We start from the raw sequence: 23,222 nt of genomic DNA, 5'->3' as shown, positions 1-23,222 counted from the left end.
GCGCTCGCCGTACGCCCCCGCTACGACCTGTTGTGCTCCCCGCCCGTGCCCAGCCATCCGGCCAGCTTGCCGCCCCTGCCGATCGCCCGCAGGCGTCGTTCCGTCGCGTCCCGCACCGGGTCGGTGGCGACGACGAGGAGTTCGTCACCGCGTCGCAGCACGGTCGAGGGCTGCGGAACGAAGCTCTTCTTGTCGCGTACGACCAGCGTCACGGCGGCGCCCGCCGGCAGTCGCAGCTCGCCGACCTCCACGCCGTGCATCCGGGACGCGTCCGGGATGGACACGGACAGCAGATGGCCGCGCAGCCGCTCAAGCGGCGCCGACTCGATGCCGAGATCGGCCGCGGTGTCCGGCGCCCCGATCCGCAGCCGTCGGGCGAGCCAGGGCAGAGTCGGTCCCTGGATCAGGGTGTAGACGATGACCAGCACGAAGACGATGTTGAACAGCCGTCGGCTGTCCGGGACCTCCGCCACCACCGGGATCGTCGCCAGCACAATCGGCACCGCGCCGCGCAGCCCGGCCCAGGAGAGCAGAGTCTTCTCCTGCCAGCTGGTCCGGAACGGCGCTGTGCTGACGAAAACGGAGACCGGCCGGGCTACGACCGTCAGGACCAGGCCGACGATGACCGCCGGCCAGATGTCGTCCCCCAGCTCATGCGGGGTCACCAGCAGGCCGAGCAGGACGAACATCCCGATCTGCGCGATCCAGCCGAGCCCTTCGGCGAAGCCCTTGGTCGCCGGCCAGTGCGGCAGTTTCGCGTTTCCGAGCACCAGGGCGGCGAGGTAGACCGCGAGGAACCCACTGCCGTGCGCGAGCGCGCCGGCCGCGTAGGCGACCACCGCGATGGCCATCACGGCGATCGGGTAGAGGCCCGATGCGGGCAGCGCCACATGCCGCAGGCCGTACGAGCCGAGCCAGCCCACCGCGAGGCCGATGGCCGCGCCGATCGTCAGCTCCAGTGCGATCTCACCGAGCAGCAGGTACCAGTGGTCGACGGGTCCCGCCACCGAGAACGCGACGACCAGGATCACCACCGGGGCGTCGTTGAAGCCGGATTCGGCCTCCAGCACGCCCGTCAGCCGGGCGGGCAGCGGGACCTTGCGCAGCACCGAGAAGACCGCCGCCGCGTCCGTCGAGGACACCACCGCACCGATGATCAGTGCCTGCCGCCAGTCGAGGCCCACCAGGTAGTGCGCGGCCGTCGCGGTGATTCCCACGCTCGTCGCGACGCCGACGGTGGACAGGACGGCCGCCGTCGGGAGCGCGGGTCTTATCTCCCGCCACTTCGTGCCGAGTCCGCCTTCGGCCAGGATCACGACGAGGGCCGCGTAGCCGATCACCTGGGTCAGCCGGGCGTCACTGAACTCGACGCCGATGCCGTCCTGGCCTATCGCTACGCCGATGCCGAGGTAGATGAGCAGGCTGGGGAGCCCGCTGCGGGAGGAGACGCGAACCGCGGCCACCGCGATGAGCAGCACGAGCGCGCACACGAGCAGGAGTTCGTTGAGGTGGTCGACAGACAGTGGCCAGTCCTCTCTCGCAACACGGCCGGAACGTTCCTTCCGACCGCCGGGAACTTCATTACCTTACCTAAGAGTTTACCGGTGCTTGAAGGTCGGGGGCCTCAGTAGTGACTCCGCGTAGGGGTGGCCCGGTGGCTGCGCCTATGGTTGCTCCTGCACTTCCAGGACCACCCTGCCCCTCTAAGGACAGCGATGCCCGCCAACAAGACCGCTCCTGCTGCCAAGAAGAAAAAGGGGCGACGCGCCCGCCTCCTCGTGATCGCGGTCGTCCTGCTGCTGGTGGCGGGCGTCGGCTACGGCACGTTCTGGAGCATTGACACCGTGCGGGCCTCCTTGCCGGAGACCACCGGCTCACTCAAGCTCAAGGGCCTCGCCGGCCCGGTCCAGGTGAAACGTGACGGCAGCGGCATTCCGCAGATCTACGCCGACACCTCCGAAGACCTCTTCCGCGCCCAGGGCTTCGTTCAGGCCCAGGACCGCTTCTGGGAGATGGATGTCCGGCGGCACATGACCGCGGGCCGCCTCTCCGAGATGTTCGGCAGCGGTCAGGTCAAGACCGACGCCTTCCTGCGCACGCTGGGCTGGCGAGAGGTCGCCCAGAAGGAATACGACACCAAGCTGTCGCCCGACACCAAGAAATATCTGCGGGCTTACTCCGCCGGTGTCAACGCCTACTTGAAGGACCACAAGGGCAAGTCCCTGTCCGTCGAGTACGCGGCCCTGGGCTTCACCAACGACTACAAGCCCCAGCAGTGGACTCCGGTCGACTCGGTCGCCTGGCTCAAGGCCATGGCCTGGGATCTGCGCGGCAACATGCAGGACGAGATCGACCGTTCCCTGATGTCCAGCCGGCTCACGGACAAGCAGATCAAGGACCTCTACCCGCCGTACCCGTACGACCGGAACAAGCCGATCGTCGGCGGCGGCGCGGTGAACCCGGTGACCCGGAAGTTCGACCCCAAGGGGACGGCGGACGGTGCGTCCTCGGCGACCGGGGGCTATCAGACCCAGCTCTCCTCGCTGTCCGACACCCTGGACGAGATCCCCGCGCTGCTCGGCCCGAACGGCAGCGGCATCGGCTCCAACTCCTGGGTGGTCTCCGGGAAGAACACGACCACCGGCAAGCCACTGCTCGCCAACGATCCGCACCTCGCGCCGCAGATGCCCTCCGTCTGGTACCAGATGGGCCTGCACTGCCGGACGGTGAGCGCCAAGTGCTCGTACGACGCGGCGGGGTACACCTTCTCCGGCATGCCGGGCGTCGTCATCGGCCACAATCAGGACATCGCCTGGGGCATGACCAACCTCGGCGCCGACGTCTCGGACCTTTACCTCCAGCGGGTCACCTCGGACAGCTATCTGTCCGACGGCGAGCAGGTGCCCTTCAAGACCCGCAAGGAGACCATCAAGGTCGCCGGCGGCAAGAGCCGGGACATCACGGTCCGCACGACCGACAACGGGCCGATCGTCTCGGACCGGAACACCGAGCTGGACACGGTCGGCAAGAAGGCGCCCGTCGGTGACGCGGCGCCGGACCGCGGCGACGGGTATGCGGTCTCGCTGCGCTGGACCGCGCTCAACCCGTCCAAGTCCATGGACGCCGTCTTCGAGCTGAACGCGGCCAAGGACTTCACCGAGTTCCGCAAGGCCGCCCGCGGCTTCGCGGTCCCCGCGCAGAACCTGATCTACGCCGACACCAAGGGCAACATCGGCTATCAGGCGCCGGGGCAGATCCCGGTCCGCGGCAAGGGCAAGGGCAACGGCACCTACCCAGCGCCCGGCTGGGACTCCAGCTACAAGTGGCGCGGCTACATCCCGCAGTCCGCCCTGCCGTACGAGCTGAACCCCGAGCGCGGCTACATCGTGACCGCCAACCAGGCCGTCATCGACAAGGACAAGTACCCGTACCTGCTCACCGAGGACTGGGGCTACGGAGCGCGCAGCCAGCGGATCGACGACCTCATCCAGTCGAAGATCAAGGACGGCGGCAAGATCTCGACGGATGACATGCAGAGCATGCAGATGGACAACAGCAGCGAGATCGCCAAGCTGCTGACGCCCTACCTGCTGAAGCTCGACATCAAGGACCCGTACATCCGCGAGGCGCAGAAGCTCCTCGAAGGCTGGGACTACACCCAGGACGCGGACTCGGCCGCCGCCGCCTACTTCAACGCGGTCTGGCGCAACACCCTCAAGCGCGGCTTCGGCAACAAGCTGCCGAAGGAACTGCGGGTCAAGGGCGAGTGCCGCAATGTACGGCCGATCGACGACTCGGGGCCGCTCGAAGACCTCGACGGCAACACCCGGCTGGTCCGGGAGTGCGGCAAGCGGGCCCCCGACGCGGCGCAGCCCGACGGCGGCGACCGCTGGTACGAGGTCGTCAGGAAGATCCTGCCGGACGCGAAGAACGAGTGGTGGAAGACCTCCGGGACCCGCGCCGATCCCGGCGACCGCAGCCGTGACGAGCTGCTGGCCAGCGCCATGAAGGACGCCCGCTTCGAGCTGACGTCCAAGCTCGGCAAGGACATCGACACCTGGAGCTGGGGCCGGCTGCACCAGCTGAAGCTCAAGAACCAGACGCTCGGCACCGAGGGCCCCGGCGTCGTCCAGTGGCTGCTCAACCGCGGCCCGTGGAACCTCGGCGGCGGCGAGGCCGCCGTCGACGCCACCGGCTGGAACGCGGCGGGCGGCTACGACGTCGTCTGGGTCCCGTCGATGCGGATGGTCGTCAACCTCGGGAACCTCGACAAGTCCCGCTGGATCAACCTCACCGGCGCGTCGGGGCACGCGTACAGCGCGCACTACAGCGACCAGACCGACAAATGGGCCAAGGGCGAACTGCTGCCCTGGGCCTACAGCGAGAAGGCGGTCGACAAGAGCACCGACGACAAGATGGTGCTGATGCCGTAGCGGTGCCAGCGGTGCCAGCGGTGCCAGCCCGTCTCAGCGTTTGCCGCGGCGGTCTCGCCCAGGGTGCCCCTTCAGGCCCTGTGCGGGACCTCTGGCGGGGGCGCGAAGCGCCTGACCCCCTCCGGGGTGACCACTGCGTGTACGGGGTGGTCGTGCGGTTCCTCAGGGACCCGCGCGACCACCTCGTTCGCGTACAGCAGCACCACCAGCGCCGGATCGGCGCCCGCGGCGGCCAGCCTGGCCAGCACCCGGTCGTACGAGCCGCCGCCGCGCCCGAGCCGCATCCCGCGCTCGTCCACGGCCAGCCCCGGCAGCAGCACGGCGTCCGCCGCGAGGACCGCGTCGGGGCCCAGCCGCTCCCCGGAGGGCTCCAACAGCCCGTGCCCGGCGCGCAGAAGCCCGTCCGCGCCGGTGTAGTGCGCCCAGTCGAGATCGTTGTCCGGCAGGAGCACGGGCAGCAGTACCCGCACGCCCCGCGCCCGCAGCGCGTCCAACAGCGCGCGGGTGCCCGGCTCGCGCCCCACTGAGACGTACGCGGCCACCGTGCCCGCGCCGGCGAGCTCCGGCAACTCCGCCGCCCGCGCCGCGAGAACCGCCGCGGCCTCCGCGACGTCATCAACTGTCAACCCCGCTCTCACCGAGAGGAGGTCTCGACGCAACCCGGGCTTACTACCGTCAAGAGCGTTCACCGCGCGCACAAATCCCTTGTCTCGGGTCAAAATAATCGGAGCTTCGCCTTCCGCCCAAACGCTCCGGTTAAGGTTCTTGACATGACTCAATCGCGTACTCGGATCACCAAGGCTGTCATTCCAGCAGCCGGCCTAGGCACTCGCTTCCTCCCGGCGACCAAAGCAACTCCCAAGGAAATGCTGCCGGTCGTCGACAAGCCTGCGATCCAGTACGTGGTCGAGGAAGCCGCCGCTGCCGGTCTTTCCGACGTCCTCATGATCACCGGACGGAACAAGCGGCCGCTGGAGGACCACTTCGACCGCAACCACGAGCTGGAGCAGGCGCTCACCCGCAAGGGGGACGAGGACCGGCTCTCCAAGGTCCAGGAGTCCAGCGACCTCGCGACCATGCACTACGTCCGCCAGGGCGACCCCCGCGGCCTCGGGCACGCCGTCCTGTGCGCCGCCCCGCACGTCGGCGACCAGCCGTTCGCCGTACTGCTCGGCGACGACCTGATCGACCCCCGCGACCCGCTGCTGTCCCGGATGGTCGAGATCCAGGAGCAGCACGGCGGCAGTGTGATCGCCCTGATGGAGGTCGATCCCTCGCAGATCCACCTGTACGGCTGCGCCGCCGTGCGCACGACGCCGGAGGACGACGTCGTCCAGGTCACCGACCTCGTCGAGAAGCCGGACAGCGCCGACGCGCCCAGCAACTACGCTGTCATCGGCCGCTATGTGCTGGACCCGGCCGTGTTCGAGGTGCTGCGCAAGACGAAGCCCGGCCGCGGTGACGAGATCCAGCTCACCGACGCCCTCCAGTCCCTCGCAGCCGACCCCGGCCTCGGCGGTCCCGTGCACGGCGTCGTCTTCACCGGCCGCCGCTATGACACCGGGGACCGGAGCGACTACCTCCGTGCCATTGTCAGACTGGCGTGCGAACGTGAAGACCTGGGGCCGGACTTCCGGACCTGGCTTCGCAGTTACGTCACGGAGGAGATGTAGCACGTGAGCAGCACCGCTGAGCAGGCCGCAGCAACCGGCGCGCCCGCGTCCCCGGACCGCGTCTGGTCCGTGGACGAGCACCTCGCCGACATCCTCCGCAGCGTCCGCCCGCTGGAGCCCATCGAGCTGCAACTCCTCGACGCCCAGGGTTGTGTCCTCGTGGAGGACGTCACCGTCCCGACCGCTCTGCCGCCCTTCGACAACAGCTCGATGGACGGCTACGCCGTGCGCACGGCCGACGTCGAGGGCGCGAGCGATGAGTTCCCCGTCGTGCTGACCGTCGTCGGCGATGTCGCGGCCGGCACCGCCGACCTGCCCGTCGTCGGCCCCGGCGAAGCGGCCCGCATCATGACCGGCGCGCCGATGCCGCCGGGCGCTGAGGCCGTCGTCCCCGTCGAGTGGACCGACGGCGGCATCGGCCGGGGTCCCGCCGCCACCATGCGCGCCCACAGCTCGGCCCCCGAGGACGCGGGCGGCGAGGTCCGGGTCCACCGACCGGTCCAGGACCGCCAGTACGTCCGCGCCCGCGGCAGCGACGTCTCGGCCGGCGACCTCGCGTTGGAGGCGGGCACGGTCCTCGGCCCGCCGCAGATCGGGCTGTTGGCCGCCATCGGCCGCGGCTCGGTCAAGGTCAGGCCGCGCCCCCGCGTCGTCGTGATGTCGACCGGCAGCGAGCTCGTCCAGCCCGGCGAGCCGCTCGGCCCCGGCAGCATCCACGACTCCAACAGCTTCGCGCTCACCGCCGCGGCCCGGGACGCGGGCGCCATCGTCTACCGCGTCGGCGCCGTCGCCGACGACGCCGAGACGCTCCGTTCGACCATCGAGGACCAGCTGATCCGGTCCGACATCATCGTCACCAGCGGTGGCGTCAGCGTCGGCGCGTACGACGTCGTCAAGGAGGCCCTCTCGCAGATCGACGGCGAGAGCGGCAGCGTCGAGTTCCGCAAGCTGGCCATGCAGCCGGGCAAGCCGCAGGGCTTCGGCTTCATCGGCGAAGGGCGCGGCGGCGAGGGCGGCGGCACCGCCGACCGGACCCCGCTGCTCGCGCTGCCGGGCAACCCGGTCAGCTCCTACGTCTCCTTCGAGCTGTTCGTGCGCCCCGCGATCCGCACTCTCATGGGGCTCCCGCAGGTCGAACGGGAGACCGTCCGCGCGAAGGTGGACGCCGCGCTGACCTCCCCGGCGGGCAAGCGCCAGTTCCTTCGCGGCCGGTACACCCCCCCGGCGCGCGGCGAGACGCTCGGCTCGGTGAGCCCGGTGGGCGGTTCCGGCTCCCACCTGGTCGCGTCGCTGGCCCACGCCGACTCGCTGATCGTCGTCCCGGAGGACGCCACCGCCGTCGCCTCCGGCCAGGAGCTGGACGTCCTGCTCCTCGGCTGAACCGGCACGCGTCGCCGTAGGCCGGGAGTGCCGCTCCCGGCCTACGGGTGGTGCGGGTACCGTGTCTGCCCACGCAGACCACTGGGAGCACCGGACCAATGAGCACGCAGCCCCAACTGACGCACCTCGACGAAGCCGGCGCCGCGCGCATGGTCGACGTCTCGGCGAAAGACGTCACCGCACGCACCGCCCGCGCCAGCGGCCGGGTGCTCGTCGCGCCGCGCGTCATCGCCCTGCTGCGTGGCGAGGGCGTGCCCAAGGGCGACGCCCTCGCCACCGCGCGGATCGCCGGAATCATGGGGGCCAAGCGCACCCCTGACCTGATCCCGCTCTGTCACCCGCTCGCCGTCTCCGGCGTGAAAGTGGACCTCTCGGTCGCGGACGACGCTGTCGAGATCTTCGCGACGGTGAAGACCACCGACCGCACGGGCGTCGAGATGGAGGCCCTCACCGCGGTCACCGTCGCCGCGCTGACCGTGATCGACATGGTCAAGGCCGTGGACAAGGGCGCGGTCATCACGGACGTCCGGGTCGAGGAGAAGACCGGCGGCAAGTCCGGAGTCTGGACGCGCGACGCCGGCTCGGCGGATGCCTCGTGACTTCGCGGGAGAGCGCTGAGACTTCGCGGGAGCGCGCTGAGCAGGGCGGCCCGCAGGCCGGGCGGTCCGGGGCCGCCGCCGAGCGGCCGTACCGCGCGCTGGCGGTCACCGCCTCCAACCGCGCCGCGGCCGGGGTCTACGCGGACAAGGGCGGTCCGCTGCTGGTCGAGGGTCTGACCGCGATGGGGTTCGAGGTCGACGGGCCGCGCGTGGTCCCCGACGGAGAGCCGGTCGGGCACGCGCTGCGCGACGCGGTCGCGGCCTCGTACGACGTGGTCCTGACCACGGGCGGCACCGGAATCTCGCCGACCGACCGCACACCCGAGGCGACCCGGCCGGTCCTGGACTACGAGATCCCGGGCATCCCCGAGGCGATCCGCGCCGAGGGCATGGCCACGGTCCCGACCGCCGCGCTCTCGCGCGGCCTCGCCGGGGTCGCCGGCACCACTCTGATCGTGAACCTCCCCGGATCCACCGGCGGGGTGCGCGACGGCCTCGCGGTCCTGGACCGACTGCTGGTGCACGCCGTGGACCAACTGCGCGGCGGCGACCATCCCAGACCGGCGGGGAGCACGAACTGAACGCCCCCTGGCCGGTCGAACTGGCGGACGGCGACACCGTTCTCCGCCCGATAAGGCTGCGCGACCAGCGCGACTGGCGTGAGGTCAACCGGCGCAACCGCGACTGGCTGCGCCCCTGGGAGGCGACGATCCCGCCGCCCCCGCCCGGGGTGCTGGGTCCGCACCGCCCCACCTACCGGCAGATGGTGCGCCATCTGCGCGCCGAGGCGAACGCGGGGCGGATGCTGCCCTTCGTGATCGAGCACCGGGGTCAATTGGCCGGGCAGCTGACGGTGGCCGGGATCACCTGGGGCTCGATGTGCTCGGGCCATATCGGCTACTGGGTGGACCAGGCGGTCGCCGGACGCGGCGTCATGCCGACCGCCGTCGCGCTCGCCGCCGACCACTGCTTCCGCACGGTCGGACTGCACCGCGTCGAGGTCTGCATCAGGCCGGAGAACGGGCCGAGCCGCCGGGTCGTCGAGAAACTCGGATTCCGGGAAGAGGGGCTGCGGCCCCGCTATCTCCACATCGACGGCGCTTGGCGGGACCATCTGGTGTACGCCCTGACGGCGGAAGAGGTGCCCGAAGGGCTGCTCGCGCGGTGGCGTCGCGCGCGGCCCAGCACAACGCAGAAATGAAATAGATGTTCGATATTAGAGGGCGATTGGGCACATTCGCGGGCTGCTGATCACAACAATCACAAAAAAAGTTCTAGATATCAGCCAGATCGTGCGACACACCGCGCCAATTGGCGGATGGCCTTGCGTTTGTCCCTCTACCGTGTGAGGCGTGAGCAGCAGCGGCCTCATCTACGCAGTCATCGTCGGGGCCTGGGCCGCCTATCTGGTGCCAATGTGGCTCCGTAGGCAGGACGAACTCAATGAGGCTCGTCCGACGGAACGCTTCAGCACCGCCATCCGGCTGTTGTCCGGACGGGCGGGAATGGAGCGCCGGTACGCCAAGGCCATGGGGGAAACACCCCCCGACGGTGCGGAGGCCTCCGAGGGCTCGGGCGTGTCGGCCGAGCTTGAACGGAGGGTCTCCGACCCGGACGCCGAGACCGATCTGGTCGACGTCCGGGGCATTGTCGCGCCCGAGTCCGCCGACGCACCCGGCGCCGAGGCCCGTACGAAGCAGCACCCGCAGTCCCTCCAGCGCGAGCGCGAACATGAGCACGAGCGCCCGCAGCAGCAGTCGCACCACTACCCCGCAGGGAGCGCCACGGCCGCCGAGCGCCGGGGGCGCGCGAAGGTGCTCGCGCGCCGTCGGCGCACCACCACCGCGCTGTTCCTCGCCGTCACGCTGGGCGCGATCGTCGCCGCGGTCGGCGGCCTCGCGCTCCTCTGGGCCCCGGCCGTCCCGGCCGCGCTGCTCAGCGCGTACATCATCTACCTGCGGGTGTGGGAGCGCCGCCGGTTCGTGTTCACCATGGACCAGCGGCGCGCGGAGTTGGCCGCACAGCGGCTGCGTGAGCGTCGCCCGCGCCCTCCGCAGGCGGAGCCGGCCGCGGACGACGCGACTGACAGCTCCGCGGTCACCGTCCGCACCGACTCGACGTCGGCCGTGACCGCCGCGCCCTCGACCACTCCGCACGCCCCCCGGCGCGCGTCGGGCAGCCGCGCGCTGGTCGAGGAGACGGACCACGCGGAATGGGTCGACCAGCAGCGCGAGCGGGAGCGCGGCCGCACCGGGACCGAGGGCTGGGAGCCGGTGCCCGTGCCGCTGCCGACGTATGTCACGGCGCCGGTCGCCCCCCGGGCGACGGGTCACGTGGACCTCAACGCCCCGGACGCCTGGAGCTCCGCCCGCTCCAGCACCGCCGAGCCGGTCGAGCAGCCCGACCGCGCCGAACCGGAAGCCGATCCCGCCCCGCGCCCCCGCTCCGGCCAGGACCGGCGCACCCGGGGCCGAGGCCGCACCCCCCTCTTCGACCAGCACGCCGACCCGGACCGCCCGCGTGCGGCCAACGAGTGATCCGCTCTCCCACGCGGTTCCGCTCCCACCACTGACCAGCGCGGGAACCGATTTCCGAGCACCCGGATCGGGATGCTAGAGTTTCATTCGTTGCAAGGGCCTGTGGCGCAGTCTGGTAGCGCACCTCGTTCGCATCGAGGGGGTCTGGGGTTCAAATCCCCACAGGTCCACCGCAGCGGCCGTTCTTGAGGTAACTCGGGAGCAGTCAACGAGATCCCGTCCGATCGAAAGACCGGGCGGGATTTTCGCGTTCCCGGTGCCCATCTCGCCGCTTACGAGGCGGCCGTTGTCGGCTGCGCCGGCATCCACGACCCCGCGACGGGGAAGGGTGCCGCAGCCTCACTCCACGGCTCTCGCCGCTGCCCCGGCGGCCCTCGTGCCGCCCCTCCACCTCCCCGATCACCGCCGTACTACAGCCGTGCGCCGCGCCGGGATCCGGCACTCGGGGGCCGGACTACCCAAGGCTCCGCGATCTCTCTACGGTGGCTTCAGCGACTTCGTGCAGGCATGCGCTACAAGGGGGTTCCGTGGAAGCTGAGTTGGTAGCGCTGGCGGCGTCGGGGGCGACGACGCTGGTCGGTCTCATGGTTTCGGACGCCTGGACGCAGGGCCGGGAGCGGTTGGTCCGGTTCTTTGCGCGAGGTGGCGACGAGGGCTCCGCTGAGGAGGAGCTCCGGATTTCGCGGGAAGAGCTGGCGGCGGCCAGGGCAGCGGAGGATGAGGGCGCCGCTGCCGATATCGAGGCCGGCTGGCGGATGCGGCTGCGTCGTGTCCTGCAGGCGGACCCGGCGGCCGCGGAAGAGCTGCGGCTGCTGTTGGCGGAGCTGGCCCCCTGGGCGGGAAGCGAGCAGGGCGTCACGGTGCACAACACCATCAGCGGTGGTGTGAACGGGCCGGTCTTCCAGGGGCAGCAGTTCACCGGGCTGACGTTTCACAGCTCGGGCACGCTCCCGTCCGAAAACCCCGGGCGGGGCACGGTGGCCGAGTGAGCGCGGACGGCCCCGGCGGTCACCCCGAAATGCCGCACGTGAGAAATGAACTGTCAGGGAACGTCAACGGGCCGAGCGTCCAGGCCCAGCAGATCCACGGCGGAATCACGTTCAATGTCCAGCTGCCGCCCCCGAGCGGGCCTGAGACCAAGCCGGATCAAGTCCCCTCGCTGACCGTTCGGTTCATCAACCGATCGGCGGACCTCTCAGTACTGGACGGCTGGTTCGGCGGCGGGAACGATTCCCCGCCGGTCGGACTCGGAGCGCTCAACGGACTGCCCGGTGTCGGCAAGACCGCGATCGTCAGCCGGTGGGCGGAGAAGTCCCGCGCGCTGTTCCCCGACGGGCAGATCTACGTGGACTTCGCCCCGCTGCGGGACGGGGCGGGTGGCGACACCTCGGAGGCGGTAGGGATGTGCCTGAGAGCCCTGGGCGTGTCCGACACGAACATCCCGGGGGCCCTCGCCGAGCGCGTCAAACTGTTCCGGTCCCGGTCCGCGGACCGCCGCCTGCTGATCGTCCTCGACGGTGTGAACCAGCCCGCGCAGGTCAGATCGCTGGTGCCGAAGGGAGCGGGCAGTGTCCTGCTGGTCACGAGCAACGGCAGGCTGAATGAGCTGGCTGCCCTGGACGGGGCGCGCATGATGTCGCTCGGGCCGCTGGACATGGACGGCGGCTTGCGGGTGCTGGCCGACAGATGCGGCGAGGCTGCTGTCGCGGCGGAGCGCCCGGCCGCCGAGAGGCTGGTCGAGTCGTGCGGCGGCCTGCCGGTGGCCCTGCACGTGGTGGCGGCCCGGCTGCTGACCAATCGTCGGCTGACGTTGACCGCGCTGGCGGCGGAACTGGCCGACGAGACCGGTCGACTCAATGGAATGTCCTTACACGGGGAGCACTCGGTGTCCGCTGTACTCGGCCTCGCCTACAACGATCTTCCGCATGACGCGGCCAGGCTCTACCGGCTCCTGGGATGGCTTCCCGGCCGCACGTTCGATGTGGGGACCGCCGCCGTCGCCGCGGACATCGACACCGCCACCGCGGAGTCGCTGCTGAACGTGCTGGAAGCCGCGAGCCTCCTGGACGTGACGGAGGACGGTCGATTCCGCTTCCACGATCTCGTCCGGCTGCACGCCGGGGAGCGAGCCGCCGAGGAGGAGCCGGCCACCGAACAGCAACTGCTGACGACACGCGTGGTCACGCACTACCTCGTCCTCACCGCCCTCGCCGACCGGGCCGTACGGGAGGACCGGCTGCGCATCGCCGACCTCTCCGGCCCGTTGCGGGACGCGCCCGATCCGTTCGCGGCCGGGGGCGGCCCGCCCCCGCTGGCCTGGCTGGAGGCCGAGCGCGCCAACATCCTGGCCGTACTGCGTGCGGCGGCCCGGCACGGCCTCCATACGCCGGTCTGGCAGCTGGCGGAGGGGTTCACGGTGCTGTTTCTGCACCACAGGCACCTCGGGAACTGGAAGGAGTCGCTGGAACTGGGAGCTGCCGCGGCCGCCGAGGCCGTGGCGCCGGCCGCGGAGGCGCGACTGCGCAGTCTGCTGTCGCGTCCGCTGATGGACCTCGGCGAGTACGACCGGGCGCGCGCCGAGCTGGAGAGCGCCGTCGCCTGCGCCGAGGTGTCGGGGCATCCGGCGCTCGGCGCGTCCGTGCAGGAATTCTTCGGACGGTACTGGGACCGCTTCGACCCTTTCCGCGCCACTGCCGCGTACCGGCGGTCCATCGAGCTCAACATCGAGGCCGGGGAATGGCGTGGTGTGGCCATCGCCACCTACTTCCTGGGATGTGCGCAGGACGCCGAGGGTGATCACGGCAAGGCGCTGGAGACCTTGCGCAAGGCGCACCAGGATCTGACGGCCTGTGAGGATCCGCGGATGGCAGCTCGGGCGACGGCCGCCATCGGCGTCGTCCACGAGCACCTGGGTGACCCGGATGAGGCGATGCGCACGCTGGCCGAGGCGGCTCGCGTACTGCGCGCACAGCGGGCGAGCCACTACGAGGCGCAGGCCCTGGTGCGGCTCGCCGATCTCACCGAGCGGACCGGCGGCCGACGGGATGCCGTACGCGAGCACCTCGCCATGGCCTTGGAGATCTACGAGGCCGGGGGCAGCCCGGAAGCGGAGACCTTGCGGGGGCGTCTGGAGGGTCTGGACCTTTTGGAGCGTCTGGACGAGACCAGCCAGGGCGACGCCGCCGGGTGATGGGAGGCTGCGAGCCCTCAGCAGGGCGGGCCGGGTGGTGGGGAGGGCCGGAGGCGGAGCGCTACGTCCTCCTCCCGCCCGGCGCCGGTCCGTAGCGTCACGAAGACGTCGTCCAGCGGGAGCCCCGCTCGCAGACACGTATAGACCACCGCGGCCGGCAGGCCCGGACCGGCAGCGGGCCCTGTGACCGTCGCCTCCACGAGCCGCCCGTCGCGCAACCCCAGCAGACAGCCGCCGCCGGCCACGGCCACCGCGGCGAGGCAACTGCCGGGAAGGCGGTCCAGCGTGTCCCGGATCCAGCGGAGCGCGGCGACCGCGGTCGGGGCGGGGCGGCGTCGCGTCAGCACCGAGGCGCTCTCGGCCAGCCGTTGATCCCGCTCCTCCTCGTCGCACGCGAGGTGCAGGAACCGGCCGGACTCCTCATGGCCGTCGCCGGATACGGGGCCGGACTCGGATATGGCGACGGCTTCGGCTACGGATACGGATACGGCCGCGGCGTGACGGTGTACGCCGACCGCCCATCCTCCGGCCTCCGGGGACGCGATCGTCGTCACCATCCAGGAGTCGACCGTGGCTGCCGGCGGATCGGGGCGGGGCAGCGCCAGTACCGGCGGCGGGCCGGAATCGGGCTCGGCCAGCTTCAGCAGGCTGTATACGGCGGTACGCAGCCGGGTGAGTGCCTGGCCCGGTTCCGCGAAGGCGTGGGCCGAGGTCTCCGCGTAACGCCCGGGGGTGTGCTCCCGGACGGCCGACTCGATCTGCGGGCGCAGGTCTTCGCGCGGATCGAGGTGCGGCGCGGTCCGCCCCAGGCGGGCGATGGCCGTTCCGGGCACCGAGTCGCTGCCGAACGCGGCGAGCAGCAGGGGTTTTCCCAGCGCGGCGCCGTACAGCGTCACGGAACCGTGGTCGCCGATCACGACATCGGCTGCGACCAGCGCCGATTGCCAGGCGTGCACCGGCGACATCAGCAGCATGCCCGCCTCCAGCGCGGCGGCCTGCAGTGCCCGGAGCTGCCACGAGCCGTGCCCCGACCACACATTGGGGTGGATGATCGCGGCCAGCTTGTACTCGTCGTACGGCAATTGGGCGAGCAGGCGGGCGGGAAGTTCCGGATTCCGGCCGATCAGCGACGTCGGGCCCCAGGTGGAGCTGATCACCACCAGGCGCTGTTCATCGCCGACGCCCAGCGCGCGCCGGTAGGAGCCGGCTCGCGGCAGGCTGGTCAACAACTGGTCGAAGACGGGATCTCCTACGAGCAGCGTGCGACCGGCGGCTTTGGGGTGGGTGGTGAGCAGCTGCTCTTCCTGGTCCGGATGCGATATGGCCAGCCATGCCCGGCCGGCTTCCAACAGCGCGTCCGGCACCACGCCGGACAGCCGGGTCCGCGCCGAACGGGCGTCCGGCACCAGCTTCTGGAAGCCCACGCCGTGCGGTAGCACGAGTACCGGGCAGTCGTCATCCGGCACATCGACGTTCTCGCTGGCGGAGATGATGAGATCGGGCGTGACGCAGCTCAGCTGCGCCCAGGGCATGACCCGGCAGCCGGCATCACGAAGCAGATCGAGGACTCCGTCGTTGAAGGCGGAGGTGGTGTCGTAGGCGAACACCACGGTGACCCGGCTGTCGCCGCGCAGCAGAGCCGGCAGCGTCTCCAGGACCCGTGTCGCGGACGTGAGCGTCCGGGCGGCTACGACGAGGGTCTTCTCCCCGTGGAAGGTGTTCCACCGCTGGGCGTCGGGCCCTACGGGGACACGGAGCGGTGGGCCGGCGCTAGCGCTCACGGCTGCCCCGAAGGGCTTCCGGCGGCGCGGTGGTTATCCGTGGCCTGGTGGCTCCCCGTGGATCAGCGGGTTCGCGGTTCGCGGTTCGCGGTTCGCGGTTCGCGGTTCGCGGTTCGCGGTTCGCGGTTCGCGGTTCGCGGTTCGCGGAATTTTCGCGCCTATCGCAGTTCAAACCGCGCTGCAACCCTTCTGGAAGGCATGCGTAGTGGATGGACGGATACACCGTACCGGTGAGTTGTACGCCCGGTGCCGCTTTGCCCCACCGCAGCTCAACGCCCCTGTCGGCGAAATCCGGCAGCGGCTTTGCCATGCTGTGGGGCAGAGTGGCGCCGCGAGGCGGACAACCGTTTCCGAGTTCGGCGCCGACCCTTCGTACGGAAGGAATCGCCAGTGCACGCACCAACCGAAGACGCCCGAGCGGTCGAGCTGCTCCGCGAGCTGGGCGCGGCGGAGCTCGAACACCCCGGCGGAACTCTGCTGGCACACCTGGAGCGGGTCCGGGCGAAACTCGTCCAGTGGGAAGCCCGGCCGGCTCTCCAACTCGCCGGACTGTGCCACGCCTTCTACGGGACCGACGGCTTCGCCACCGCACTCCACCCGGTCGAGCGCCGCTCCGAGCTGGCGGCAGTGATCGGAAATGAGGCCGAGAGCCTGGTGTACTTCTACGCCAGTTGCGATCGGGAGGCGTCGTATCCGACGCTCGCGGAGGACGACGCGGTCTTCCATGACCGGTTCACCGGCGAAACCTTCACGCCCTCACTCAGCCGGCGCCGGGAATTCGCCGAACTCACCGTTGCCAACGAACTGGACATCGCCCGGATCAACGCTGAATTCCGGGCGAAGCGGGGGCCGGACCTGCTGGCGCTGTTCACCGGGTTCCGTCCCTTGCTGAGCGAGCAGGCGTGGGGGGAATGCCGCACTGTGCTGTCCCACCGGGGCTGACGCGCGGGGCGCGTCGTCGTCGACGCGCGCCCCCGGCGGGCGGCGCACTCCCGGGCGATACGCGCCTGGAGGCCCCGGAGTGCGCCGTCAGCCCCGGAGACGGGGGAGCGGCTTGGCCAGGCAGCGGCTGTCGTCCTCGAACCGGTAGTAGCCGAACTTGGCGGTGTACGTGTAACCGCAGGAGGCGTAGAGGGCGAGCGCCTCGGGCTGCTTGTTGCCGGTCTCCAGCACCATGCGGGTCCGGCCCGCGGCCTCGGCGCTGTCCTCCAGGGCGGCCAGTATGCGGCGGGCGAGGCCCCGGCCGCGTGCCTCGGCGAGGACGAACATGCGCTTGAGTTCGGCGTCGCCGTCCGAGTAGCCGTCGTCGCTCCGGTCCTGGGCGCGCCAGCCGCCGGTGGCCAGCGGGCGGTCGTGCTCGTACGCGATGAGGTAGAGCCCGCGCGGCGGCTCGAACTGCGCCGGGTCCATATGGGTCACATCGGTGTCACCGTAGCGATCGACGTATTCCTGCTGGACCAGGTCGTTGAGTTTGACGGCGTCGGGGTGGCCGTACGACACGGGGACGATCTGCATTCCACAAATCGTACGGGCAGCCGGGAGGGCGGACGGCGGACCCCTCCGCACCGCGGAGAGCCTCTCGGCGGCGTAGGCTGCACGCTCAGCTTTTGCCACGCTTCAGGAGCAAGTCTTGCTAACGGTGACGACCGTGAATGTGAACGGGCTGCGCGCTGCGGCCAAGAAGGGCTTCGTGCCCTGGCTGGCGGAGACGACCGCCGATGTCGTCTGCCTCCAGGAGGTGCGGGCCGAGGCGGATCAGCTGCCGGCGGAGGTGCGTGAGCCGGAGGGCTGGCACACGGTGTACGCGCCGGCCGCAGCCAAGGGGCGTGCGGGGGTAGCGGTCTACTCCCGGCGTGCGCCGGAGCGCGTGCAGATCGGTTTCGGCAGCGCCGAATTCGACGACAGTGGCCGCTATCTGGAGATCGACCTGCCGGGTGTGACGGTCGCGAGCCTCTATCTGCCCTCAGGCGACGTCGGCAGCGAGCGTCAGGAGCAGAAGGAACGCTTCATGGCGGAGTTCCTGCCGTATCTGGCGGGACTCCGCGAGCGGGCCGCGGCGGGCGGGCGCGAGGTGCTGGTCTGCGGTGACTGGAATATCGCGCATCAGGAGGTCGACCTGAAGAACTGGAAGGCCAACCGCAAGAACGCCGGCTTTCTGCCGGAGGAGCGGGAATGGCTGACCCGGGTCTTCGAGGAGACGCGGTACGTGGACGTGGTGCGCGAACTGCACCCCGGCGTCGAGGGGCCGTACTCCTGGTGGTCGTACCGGGGGCGTGCCTTCGACAACGACTCGGGCTGGCGCATCGACTACCAGGTCGCGACGGCGGGGCTCGCCGAGCGGGCGGTGAAGGCCTACGTCGAGCGGGCCGCGAGCCATGATCTGCGCTGGTCGGATCATGCGCCGGTGACGGTGGTCTTCGACCGTTACCTCTAGGCACGCGCTCAGCTCCGGGAGCGGGGGAGCGGGCGCGGGCGCGCGGCGGCGTGCTTCGCGCCGTGTAGCGCGTGCACGCGCTGCGCACTCCGAGCGGCTCCAACCCTGAATCGCGCTGCCGTAGCGTCGCCGGACAGCAGCGTGATCGCTGCGCTCTCGCGGTGCGATCAGGGAATCGGCGGGGCTGCCGGTCGGGCAGCCGACGGATCGGCCGGGCTCCCGGAGTCCCCGCCGGCCGGTGTGCTCGTGCAGGCCGGTGTGCCCGTACCGCCCGTACGGCTTGAACCGTCCGGCGTGCGCCTCCCGCCCGCGCCCCCCGGCGTACCCGCGCCGCCCCGGCCGCCCGGCGGCTCCGTCCCGTCCACCCCGAGCCACGCGTCCAGGTCGGTCCGTACCCGGCGGTCCATCGCCATGGCCAGCTCCGCGTCCACGACGTTCTTCGACAGCGGCCTGAGCCGCTCCAGGGACGCGGTGATGCGGGCCGTCTCGGCCGGCGGGACCGGTCGGCCGGTGGCCGCGCCGTCGAGGACGTCGGAGAGCACGTGGGTGCGGATCAGCTTGGTGAACAGCTCGGCGAGCGCGTCCGCGTGCACCCGGACCTCGCGCGCGGTCTCCAGGACGGCGGCCAGCGGCACGCCTTCCTTGACCAGGGCGGCGGAGACCTCCAGCAGGCGGCGGCTGGTGTGCACGATCTCGTCGCCGTCCACGGCGAGATAGCCGAGGTCCAGCGAGGCGGCGAGGTTGTCGGGGGTGACTTCGCCCTCGAAGTAGTCGGCGAGTTGCTCGGGGGTGAAGCGGACCGGGGTCTCCTCCGACCAGGGGGCCGCGATGGCGCTGTGCAGGCCGAGCAGTTCGCCGACGTCCCGGCCGTTCTCGAAGGCGGTGAGCAGTTCCGCGATGCCGCCGAGGGTGTGGCCGCGGTCGAGCAGCCCGCCGATGGTCCTGAGCCGGGCGAGGTGGTGCTCGTTGTACCAGGCGATCCGGCCGTCGCGGCGCGGTGGCGCGATGAGCTTGCGCTCCCGATAGAAGCGCAGCGTACGGACGGTGATGCCGGCGGCCTCGGCGAGTTCCGGCATGCGGAACTCGCGGATGCCGTTCGCCTCGTCGGGCGCCTTGCCGTTGTCGTTCGCCACCTCGGCAGCCTATGTCCTGCGGCGCGCCGCCCGGACGGACAGGGCGTGGGTGCGACCGGCGGTAACTTCCTTGGCCGCGACCCCTACCGCTCAGTAGATCCCTGCCTTAGTCTCCAACCGTGCCAGTGATTGCTGGCAGAGTCGTAGAGTTGTGGGAGGCGGCGGCATGAGCGAGCACGAGCATGTACGGGTGGCGGTGATCGGATCCGGATTCGGCGGCCTGGGAGCGGCTGTCCGGCTGCGTCGCGCGGGCATCACCGATTTCGTGGTGCTGGAGCGCGCGGACGCGGTGGGTGGAACCTGGCGTGACAACAGTTATCCGGGGTGCGCCTGCGATGTGCCCTCCCACCTCTACTCCTTCTCCTTCGCACCCAACCCCGACTGGCCGCGCAACTTCTCCGGGCAGCCGCACATCCGCGCCTACCTGGAGCGGGTCACCGACACCTTCGGGCTGCGGCCGCACATCCGCTTCAACGCCGAAGTGCGGTCGATGCGCTGGGACACCGACGAGCTGCACTGGGAGATCGACACCGCACAGGGGACGCTGACCGCGGACACCGTGGTCTCCGCGACCGGCCCGCTGTCCGACCCCAAGATCCCGGACGTCCCCGGCCTCGCAGGCTTCCCCGGCAAGGTCTTCCACTCGGCCCGCTGGGACCACGACTACGACCTGCGCGGCAAGCGTGTCGCGATGATCGGCACCGGCGCTTCCGCCATCCAGATCGTGCCGTCCATCCAGCCGACGGTCGAGAAGCTGACCCTCTTCCAGCGCACCCCGGCCTGGGTGCTGCCGCGGATGGACCGCCGGATCACCGGCGTCGAGCAATGGCTGCACGCCAAGGTCCCGGCGACCCGGGTCGCCCGTCGCGGGCTGCTGTGGTCGATGCGGGAAATGCAGGTCAGCGCCTTCACGAAGCGGCCGAACGAGCTGGGGCTGATCGAGTCGATCGGCAAGAGGCAGATCAAGCGGGCGATCAAGGACCCGGTGCTGCGCGCCAAGCTCACGCCCGACTACCGCATCGGCTGCAAGCGCATCCTGCTCTCCAGCAGCTACTACCCGGCGCTGGCCCAGCCGAATGTCGACCTCGTCGCCTCCGGTCTCAAGGAGGTGCGCGGATCGACGCTGGTCGCCGCCGACGGCACCGAGACCGAGGTCGACGCGATCGTCTTCGGCACCGGCTTCCATGTGACGGACATGCCGATCGCACACCGGATCACCGGTGCCAACGGCGCCACTCTCGCGGAGGAGTGGAAGGACGGAATGGAGGCGCTGCGCGGGGCCAGCGCGGCCGGTTTCCCCAACTTCATGACCATCATCGGGCCCAACACCGGGCTCGGGAACAGCTCGATGATCCTGATGATCGAATCGCAGCTGAACTACATGGTCGACTTCATGAGGCAGCTCGACATGCTGGGCGGCAAGACCGCGCTGGACGCCCGCCCGTCGGCCGTGCACGCGTGGAACCAGCAGGTGCAGGAGCGCATGAAGCGGACAGTCTGGACCACCGGCGGCTGCGACAGCTGGTACCTCGACTCCAACGGCCGCAACACGACCGCCTGGCCCGGTACGACGGCGGAGTTCCGCAAGGTGACCCGGCGGCTGGACCTCGGGGAGTACGAGGTGCTGCGGGCCGCGAAGGGCCGTACACCCGTGCCGGTGACCGCGGTCGCGGAGGCCGGGGCGTGAGCCGGCTGACGCACGCCGTCGCCGGGCCGTACGCGCCGCCCGTGCCGCGCCGCGAGCTGACCGTGACCTCCGCCGACGGCTCCCGGCTGCACGTCGAGGACCACGGTCCGCGGAACGCGCCCGCAGTGGTCCTCGCACATGGCTGGACCTGCTCGATCGCCTTCTGGGCACCGGTCGTACGGGTGTTGGCCGCCGACCACCGGGTGATCGTCTACGACCAGCGCGGCCACGGCCGCAGCCCGGCGCCGGGGCCCGGCGGCTACAGCACGGACGCGCTCGCCGACGACCTCGAAGCCGTCCTCGGCCAAACCCTCGAACCGGGGGAGCGGGCCGTGCTCGCGGGCCACTCCATGGGCGGCATGACGGCCATGGCCGCCGCCGGACGGCCGGGGGTGGGCGAGCGGGTGGCGGCCGTTCTGCTGTGCAGTACGGGCAGTTCGAACCTCGCCGCCGAGTCGCGGGTGATACCGCTGCGCTCCGAGCGCGGACGCCGGCGCGCGCACCGCGCACTCCTGTCCTCGCGCGCCCCTCTCGGGCCGGTCACGCCGCTGACCAAGCGCGTCCTGAAGTACGCCACCATGGGCCCCGGCACGTCGCCCGAGAAGGTGGCGGCGTGCGCCAGGATCGTGCACGCCTGCCCGGTGGGCGTACGGGGCAAGTGGGGCCGCGTCCTGGCCACGCTCGACCTGGACTCCGCGCTCGACGGGCTGACCGTCCCGACCGCGGTGATAGCGGGCACCGCGGACCGGCTCACGCCGGTGGTGCACGCCCGGCGGCTGGCCGCCCGGCTGTCCAACTGCGTCGGGCTCACCGAGCTGACCGGGCTCGGCCATATGACGCCCATCGAGGCCCCGGAGGCGGTGACCGGAGTGATCCGCGAACTGGTCCGCGACCACCTGGTGGCGGCCGGAGTCGAGGCCGGGCGAATACCCGCGGCCGACAAGGCCGCCGCCCCTGCACCCGCCCCCGCATCAGGCCCCGGAGTCGTTCCCGTGGCCGTTCCCGAAGGAGAGTCGTCGTGAGTGCACGCAGGAGTCTGGAAGGCCAGGTCGTCGTGGTGACCGGAGCGGCCCGTGGAGTCGGCGAGCTGCTGGCCCGCAAGCTCGCCGCGCGCGGCGCGAAGCTGGCGCTGCTCGGCCTGGAGCCCGACGGGCTCAAGCAGGTCTCGGACCGGCTGCACACCGACTCCGCGTGCTGGCACGTGGACGTCACCGACCACGAGGCGATGGCGCGGGTCGCGCTGGAGGTGAAGGACCGCTTCGGCCAGGTGGACATCGTCGTCGCCAACGCCGGCGTGGCGCAGGGCGGCCCGTTCCTCGACTCGGACCCCGACTCCTGGCGGCGGGTGATCGAGGTGAACCTCATCGGCGGTGCTGTCACCGGCCGCGCGTTCCTGCCCGTACTGATGGAGAGCAGGGGGTACTTCCTGCAGATCGCCTCGCTCGCAGCGCTGACGCCCGCGCCGATGATGACGGCCTACTGCGCGTCCAAGTCGGGCGTCGAGGCGTTCGCGCACAGCCTGCGGGCCGAGGTCGGCTACAAGGGCGTGCGGGTCGGGGTCGGCTATCTGAGCTGGACGGACACCGACATGGTGCGCGGCGCCGACCAGGACGACGTGATGCGGGAGTTGCGCCAGCGGCTGCCGTGGCCGTCGAACCGGACGTACCCGCTCGGCCCCGCGGTGGACCGGATCGTCGCGGGTATCGAGCGCCGCTCCTCGCACGTGTACGCGCAGTGGTGGCTGCGTGGGATGCAGTCGGTGCGCGGCTATCTGCCGGCGCTGATAGGGGCGGTCGGGCAGCGCGAGATGCGCCGCTTCGAGCCCCGGTTCGCGGCGACGCGCGGCACGCGCTCCGGGTTGGTGGGCGAGGGCGGCGCGGCCGACGAGAAAGCGCGTACGGAGCGTCATGTGTGACGCTGCGTGACCCTCCTGAGCTGCAGTTTTGGCCTACGGGCAGCCTCGCGCACGCCCGAAATGCGAACTATGCCATGCCGTGTCAATCTGGTCGAGGCCGCACCCCACCGCACCCTCCAGGAGTGAAAAGCATGGGCATCAAGGACCAGTTCGCGGCGAAGGCACAGGAGCTCCAGAACCGCGCCAAGGAAGCGATGGGCGGCGCGAAGGACGAGGCTTCGGAGCGTGGGCAGCAGTCCGAGGAGCACGGCCGTGAGCGCGGACAGCAGGCTCAGGAGCAGGGCCAGGACGCCGCTGGGCAGGCCAAGGACAAGGGCCAGGAGCGCTTCGACAGCTGACTTCGGCCGGCCGGTGTGCGTCGCACCCGGCGTGTGAGGCGTACAGCGTGACGAAGGGGCGCACCCGCTGCGGGTGCGCCCCTTCCGCACGCTCCGGTACCGGAGCGGGGGCGCAACCCGCG

Annotated in this window: 19 protein-coding genes, 1 tRNA gene and 1 pseudogene; 16 read left to right on the top strand and 5 right to left on the bottom strand. The window is 70.9% G+C overall.

All coding sequences use genetic code 11. The features are described from left to right. Window positions 1–20 precede the first annotated feature (20 nt). Window positions 21–1,523 carry a potassium/proton antiporter gene (locus tag QMK28_RS02780; protein WP_326435418.1) on the bottom strand — a complete coding sequence of 501 codons (1,503 nt, stop codon included), beginning with the start codon at window positions 1,521–1,523 and terminating at the stop codon, window positions 21–23. A gap of 192 nt (window positions 1,524–1,715) precedes the next feature. Here QMK28_RS02780 and QMK28_RS02775 point away from each other — a divergent pair, with 192 nt between their 5' ends. Continuing rightward, entirely contained in the window at window positions 1,716–4,433 is a 2,718-nt protein-coding gene (locus QMK28_RS02775; RefSeq protein ID WP_326435334.1) for a penicillin acylase family protein, read from the top strand. Between the two features lie 71 nt (window positions 4,434–4,504). Here the strand turns inward: QMK28_RS02775 and QMK28_RS02770 are convergent, their stop codons facing one another. Then, window positions 4,505–5,122 carry a 5-formyltetrahydrofolate cyclo-ligase gene (locus QMK28_RS02770; RefSeq protein WP_326435333.1) on the bottom strand — a complete coding sequence of 206 codons (618 nt, stop codon included), beginning with the start codon at window positions 5,120–5,122 and terminating at the stop codon, window positions 4,505–4,507. A gap of 81 nt (window positions 5,123–5,203) precedes the next feature. On the opposite strand from QMK28_RS02770, the gene galU reads away from it, so the two are divergent. The 9 genes from galU to QMK28_RS02725 all read left to right on the top strand — a co-directional run bounded on the left by galU (window position 5,204) and on the right by QMK28_RS02725 (window position 13,812). Further along, entirely contained in the window at window positions 5,204–6,106 is a 903-nt protein-coding gene (gene galU / locus QMK28_RS02765) for a UTP--glucose-1-phosphate uridylyltransferase GalU (RefSeq protein ID WP_326435332.1), read from the top strand. Between the two features lie 69 nt (window positions 6,107–6,175). Continuing rightward, window positions 6,176–7,486, top strand: a complete 1,311-nt coding sequence (glp, locus tag QMK28_RS02760; RefSeq protein WP_326435417.1) for a molybdotransferase-like divisome protein Glp — start codon at window positions 6,176–6,178, stop codon at window positions 7,484–7,486. A gap of 98 nt (window positions 7,487–7,584) precedes the next feature. Next, on the top strand, window positions 7,585–8,085 hold the full coding sequence (gene moaC, locus QMK28_RS02755; RefSeq protein WP_326435331.1) for a cyclic pyranopterin monophosphate synthase MoaC: 501 nt from the start codon (window positions 7,585–7,587) through the stop codon (window positions 8,083–8,085). Window positions 8,086–8,183: 98 nt separating this feature from the next. Beyond that, window positions 8,184–8,666: a MogA/MoaB family molybdenum cofactor biosynthesis protein gene (locus tag QMK28_RS02750; RefSeq protein WP_326435416.1), complete on the top strand. Its 483-nt coding sequence runs from the start codon at window positions 8,184–8,186 to the stop codon at window positions 8,664–8,666. After that, a complete protein-coding gene (locus QMK28_RS02745; RefSeq protein ID WP_326435415.1) occupies window positions 8,663–9,286 on the top strand; it encodes a GNAT family N-acetyltransferase in 624 nt (207 codons plus the stop codon). The genes QMK28_RS02750 and QMK28_RS02745 overlap by 4 nt, the downstream gene beginning before the upstream one ends. A gap of 151 nt (window positions 9,287–9,437) precedes the next feature. Beyond that, the gene (gene sepX / locus QMK28_RS02740) at window positions 9,438–10,622 is read left to right on the top strand and encodes a divisome protein SepX/GlpR (RefSeq protein WP_326435330.1); all 1,185 of its coding nucleotides are present in this window, start codon (window positions 9,438–9,440) and stop codon (window positions 10,620–10,622) included. A gap of 96 nt (window positions 10,623–10,718) precedes the next feature. Further along, a tRNA-Ala gene (locus QMK28_RS02735) sits at window positions 10,719–10,792 on the top strand. A 357-nt stretch (window positions 10,793–11,149) separates the two neighbouring features. Continuing rightward, complete coding sequence (locus tag QMK28_RS02730) at window positions 11,150–11,611, top strand: hypothetical protein (RefSeq protein WP_326435329.1); 462 nt, start codon at window positions 11,150–11,152, stop codon at window positions 11,609–11,611. Window positions 11,612–11,640: 29 nt separating this feature from the next. After that, complete coding sequence (locus QMK28_RS02725) at window positions 11,641–13,812, top strand: NB-ARC domain-containing protein (RefSeq protein ID WP_326435414.1); 2,172 nt, start codon at window positions 11,641–11,643, stop codon at window positions 13,810–13,812. 17 nt (window positions 13,813–13,829) lie between these two features. On the opposite strand, the gene QMK28_RS02720 is transcribed toward QMK28_RS02725, so the two are convergent. Next, entirely contained in the window at window positions 13,830–15,593 is a 1,764-nt protein-coding gene (locus QMK28_RS02720) for a hypothetical protein (RefSeq protein WP_326435328.1), read from the bottom strand. Between the two features lie 390 nt (window positions 15,594–15,983). On the opposite strand from QMK28_RS02720, the gene QMK28_RS02715 reads away from it, so the two are divergent. Continuing rightward, the gene (locus tag QMK28_RS02715; RefSeq protein ID WP_326435327.1) at window positions 15,984–16,535 is read left to right on the top strand and encodes a DUF6817 domain-containing protein; all 552 of its coding nucleotides are present in this window, start codon (window positions 15,984–15,986) and stop codon (window positions 16,533–16,535) included. Between the two features lie 87 nt (window positions 16,536–16,622). Here QMK28_RS02715 and QMK28_RS02710 read toward each other — a convergent pair whose 3' ends face one another. Next, on the bottom strand, window positions 16,623–17,108 hold the full coding sequence (locus QMK28_RS02710) for a GNAT family N-acetyltransferase (RefSeq protein WP_326435326.1): 486 nt from the start codon (window positions 17,106–17,108) through the stop codon (window positions 16,623–16,625). Between the two features lie 115 nt (window positions 17,109–17,223). Here QMK28_RS02710 and QMK28_RS02705 point away from each other — a divergent pair, with 115 nt between their 5' ends. Further along, on the top strand, window positions 17,224–18,027 hold the full coding sequence (locus tag QMK28_RS02705; RefSeq protein ID WP_326435325.1) for an exodeoxyribonuclease III: 804 nt from the start codon (window positions 17,224–17,226) through the stop codon (window positions 18,025–18,027). Window positions 18,028–18,380: 353 nt separating this feature from the next. Here QMK28_RS02705 and QMK28_RS02700 read toward each other — a convergent pair. Further along, a pseudogene (locus QMK28_RS02700) lies at window positions 18,381–19,103 on the bottom strand (MerR family transcriptional regulator); the annotation flags it as partial. 223 nt (window positions 19,104–19,326) lie between these two features. Here QMK28_RS02700 and QMK28_RS02695 point away from each other — a divergent pair. The 4 genes from QMK28_RS02695 (at window position 19,327) to QMK28_RS02680 (ending at window position 23,100) form a co-directional block, all read left to right on the top strand. Further along, window positions 19,327–20,847: a flavin-containing monooxygenase gene (locus QMK28_RS02695; RefSeq protein ID WP_326435324.1), complete on the top strand. Its 1,521-nt coding sequence runs from the start codon at window positions 19,327–19,329 to the stop codon at window positions 20,845–20,847. Continuing rightward, the gene (locus QMK28_RS02690; protein ID WP_326435323.1) at window positions 20,844–21,869 is read left to right on the top strand and encodes an alpha/beta fold hydrolase; all 1,026 of its coding nucleotides are present in this window, start codon (window positions 20,844–20,846) and stop codon (window positions 21,867–21,869) included. Before QMK28_RS02695 ends, QMK28_RS02690 begins: the two co-directional genes overlap by 4 nt. Further along, window positions 21,866–22,762, top strand: a complete 897-nt coding sequence (locus QMK28_RS02685; protein ID WP_326435322.1) for an SDR family oxidoreductase — start codon at window positions 21,866–21,868, stop codon at window positions 22,760–22,762. Before QMK28_RS02690 ends, QMK28_RS02685 begins: the two co-directional genes overlap by 4 nt. A 131-nt stretch (window positions 22,763–22,893) precedes the next feature. Beyond that, entirely contained in the window at window positions 22,894–23,100 is a 207-nt protein-coding gene (locus QMK28_RS02680) for a hypothetical protein (protein WP_326435321.1), read from the top strand. The last annotated feature ends 122 nt before the right edge of the window (window positions 23,101–23,222 follow it).

Origin of the sequence: Streptomyces sp. H27-D2, assembly GCF_035828615.1 — a bacterium.
Classification (GTDB): Bacteria; Actinomycetota; Actinomycetes; order Streptomycetales; family Streptomycetaceae; genus Streptomyces.
Note: the sequence above shows the minus strand (reverse complement) of the source record. Positions and strands in the feature narration are given on the sequence as shown.

Coding starts and splice junctions, on each gene's coding strand:
- QMK28_RS02695 (WP_326435324.1), top strand. CDS start 19,327: ATGAGCGAGCACGAGCATGTACGGGTGGCGGTGATCGGATCCGGATTC.
- moaC (WP_326435331.1), top strand. CDS start 7,585: ATGAGCACGCAGCCCCAACTGACGCACCTCGACGAAGCCGGCGCCGCG.
- galU (WP_326435332.1), top strand. CDS start 5,204: ATGACTCAATCGCGTACTCGGATCACCAAGGCTGTCATTCCAGCAGCC.
- QMK28_RS02710 (WP_326435326.1), bottom strand. CDS start 17,108: ATGCAGATCGTCCCCGTGTCGTACGGCCACCCCGACGCCGTCAAACTC.
- QMK28_RS02680 (WP_326435321.1), top strand. CDS start 22,894: ATGGGCATCAAGGACCAGTTCGCGGCGAAGGCACAGGAGCTCCAGAAC.
- QMK28_RS02725 (WP_326435414.1), top strand. CDS start 11,641: ATGCCGCACGTGAGAAATGAACTGTCAGGGAACGTCAACGGGCCGAGC.
- QMK28_RS02775 (WP_326435334.1), top strand. CDS start 1,716: ATGCCCGCCAACAAGACCGCTCCTGCTGCCAAGAAGAAAAAGGGGCGA.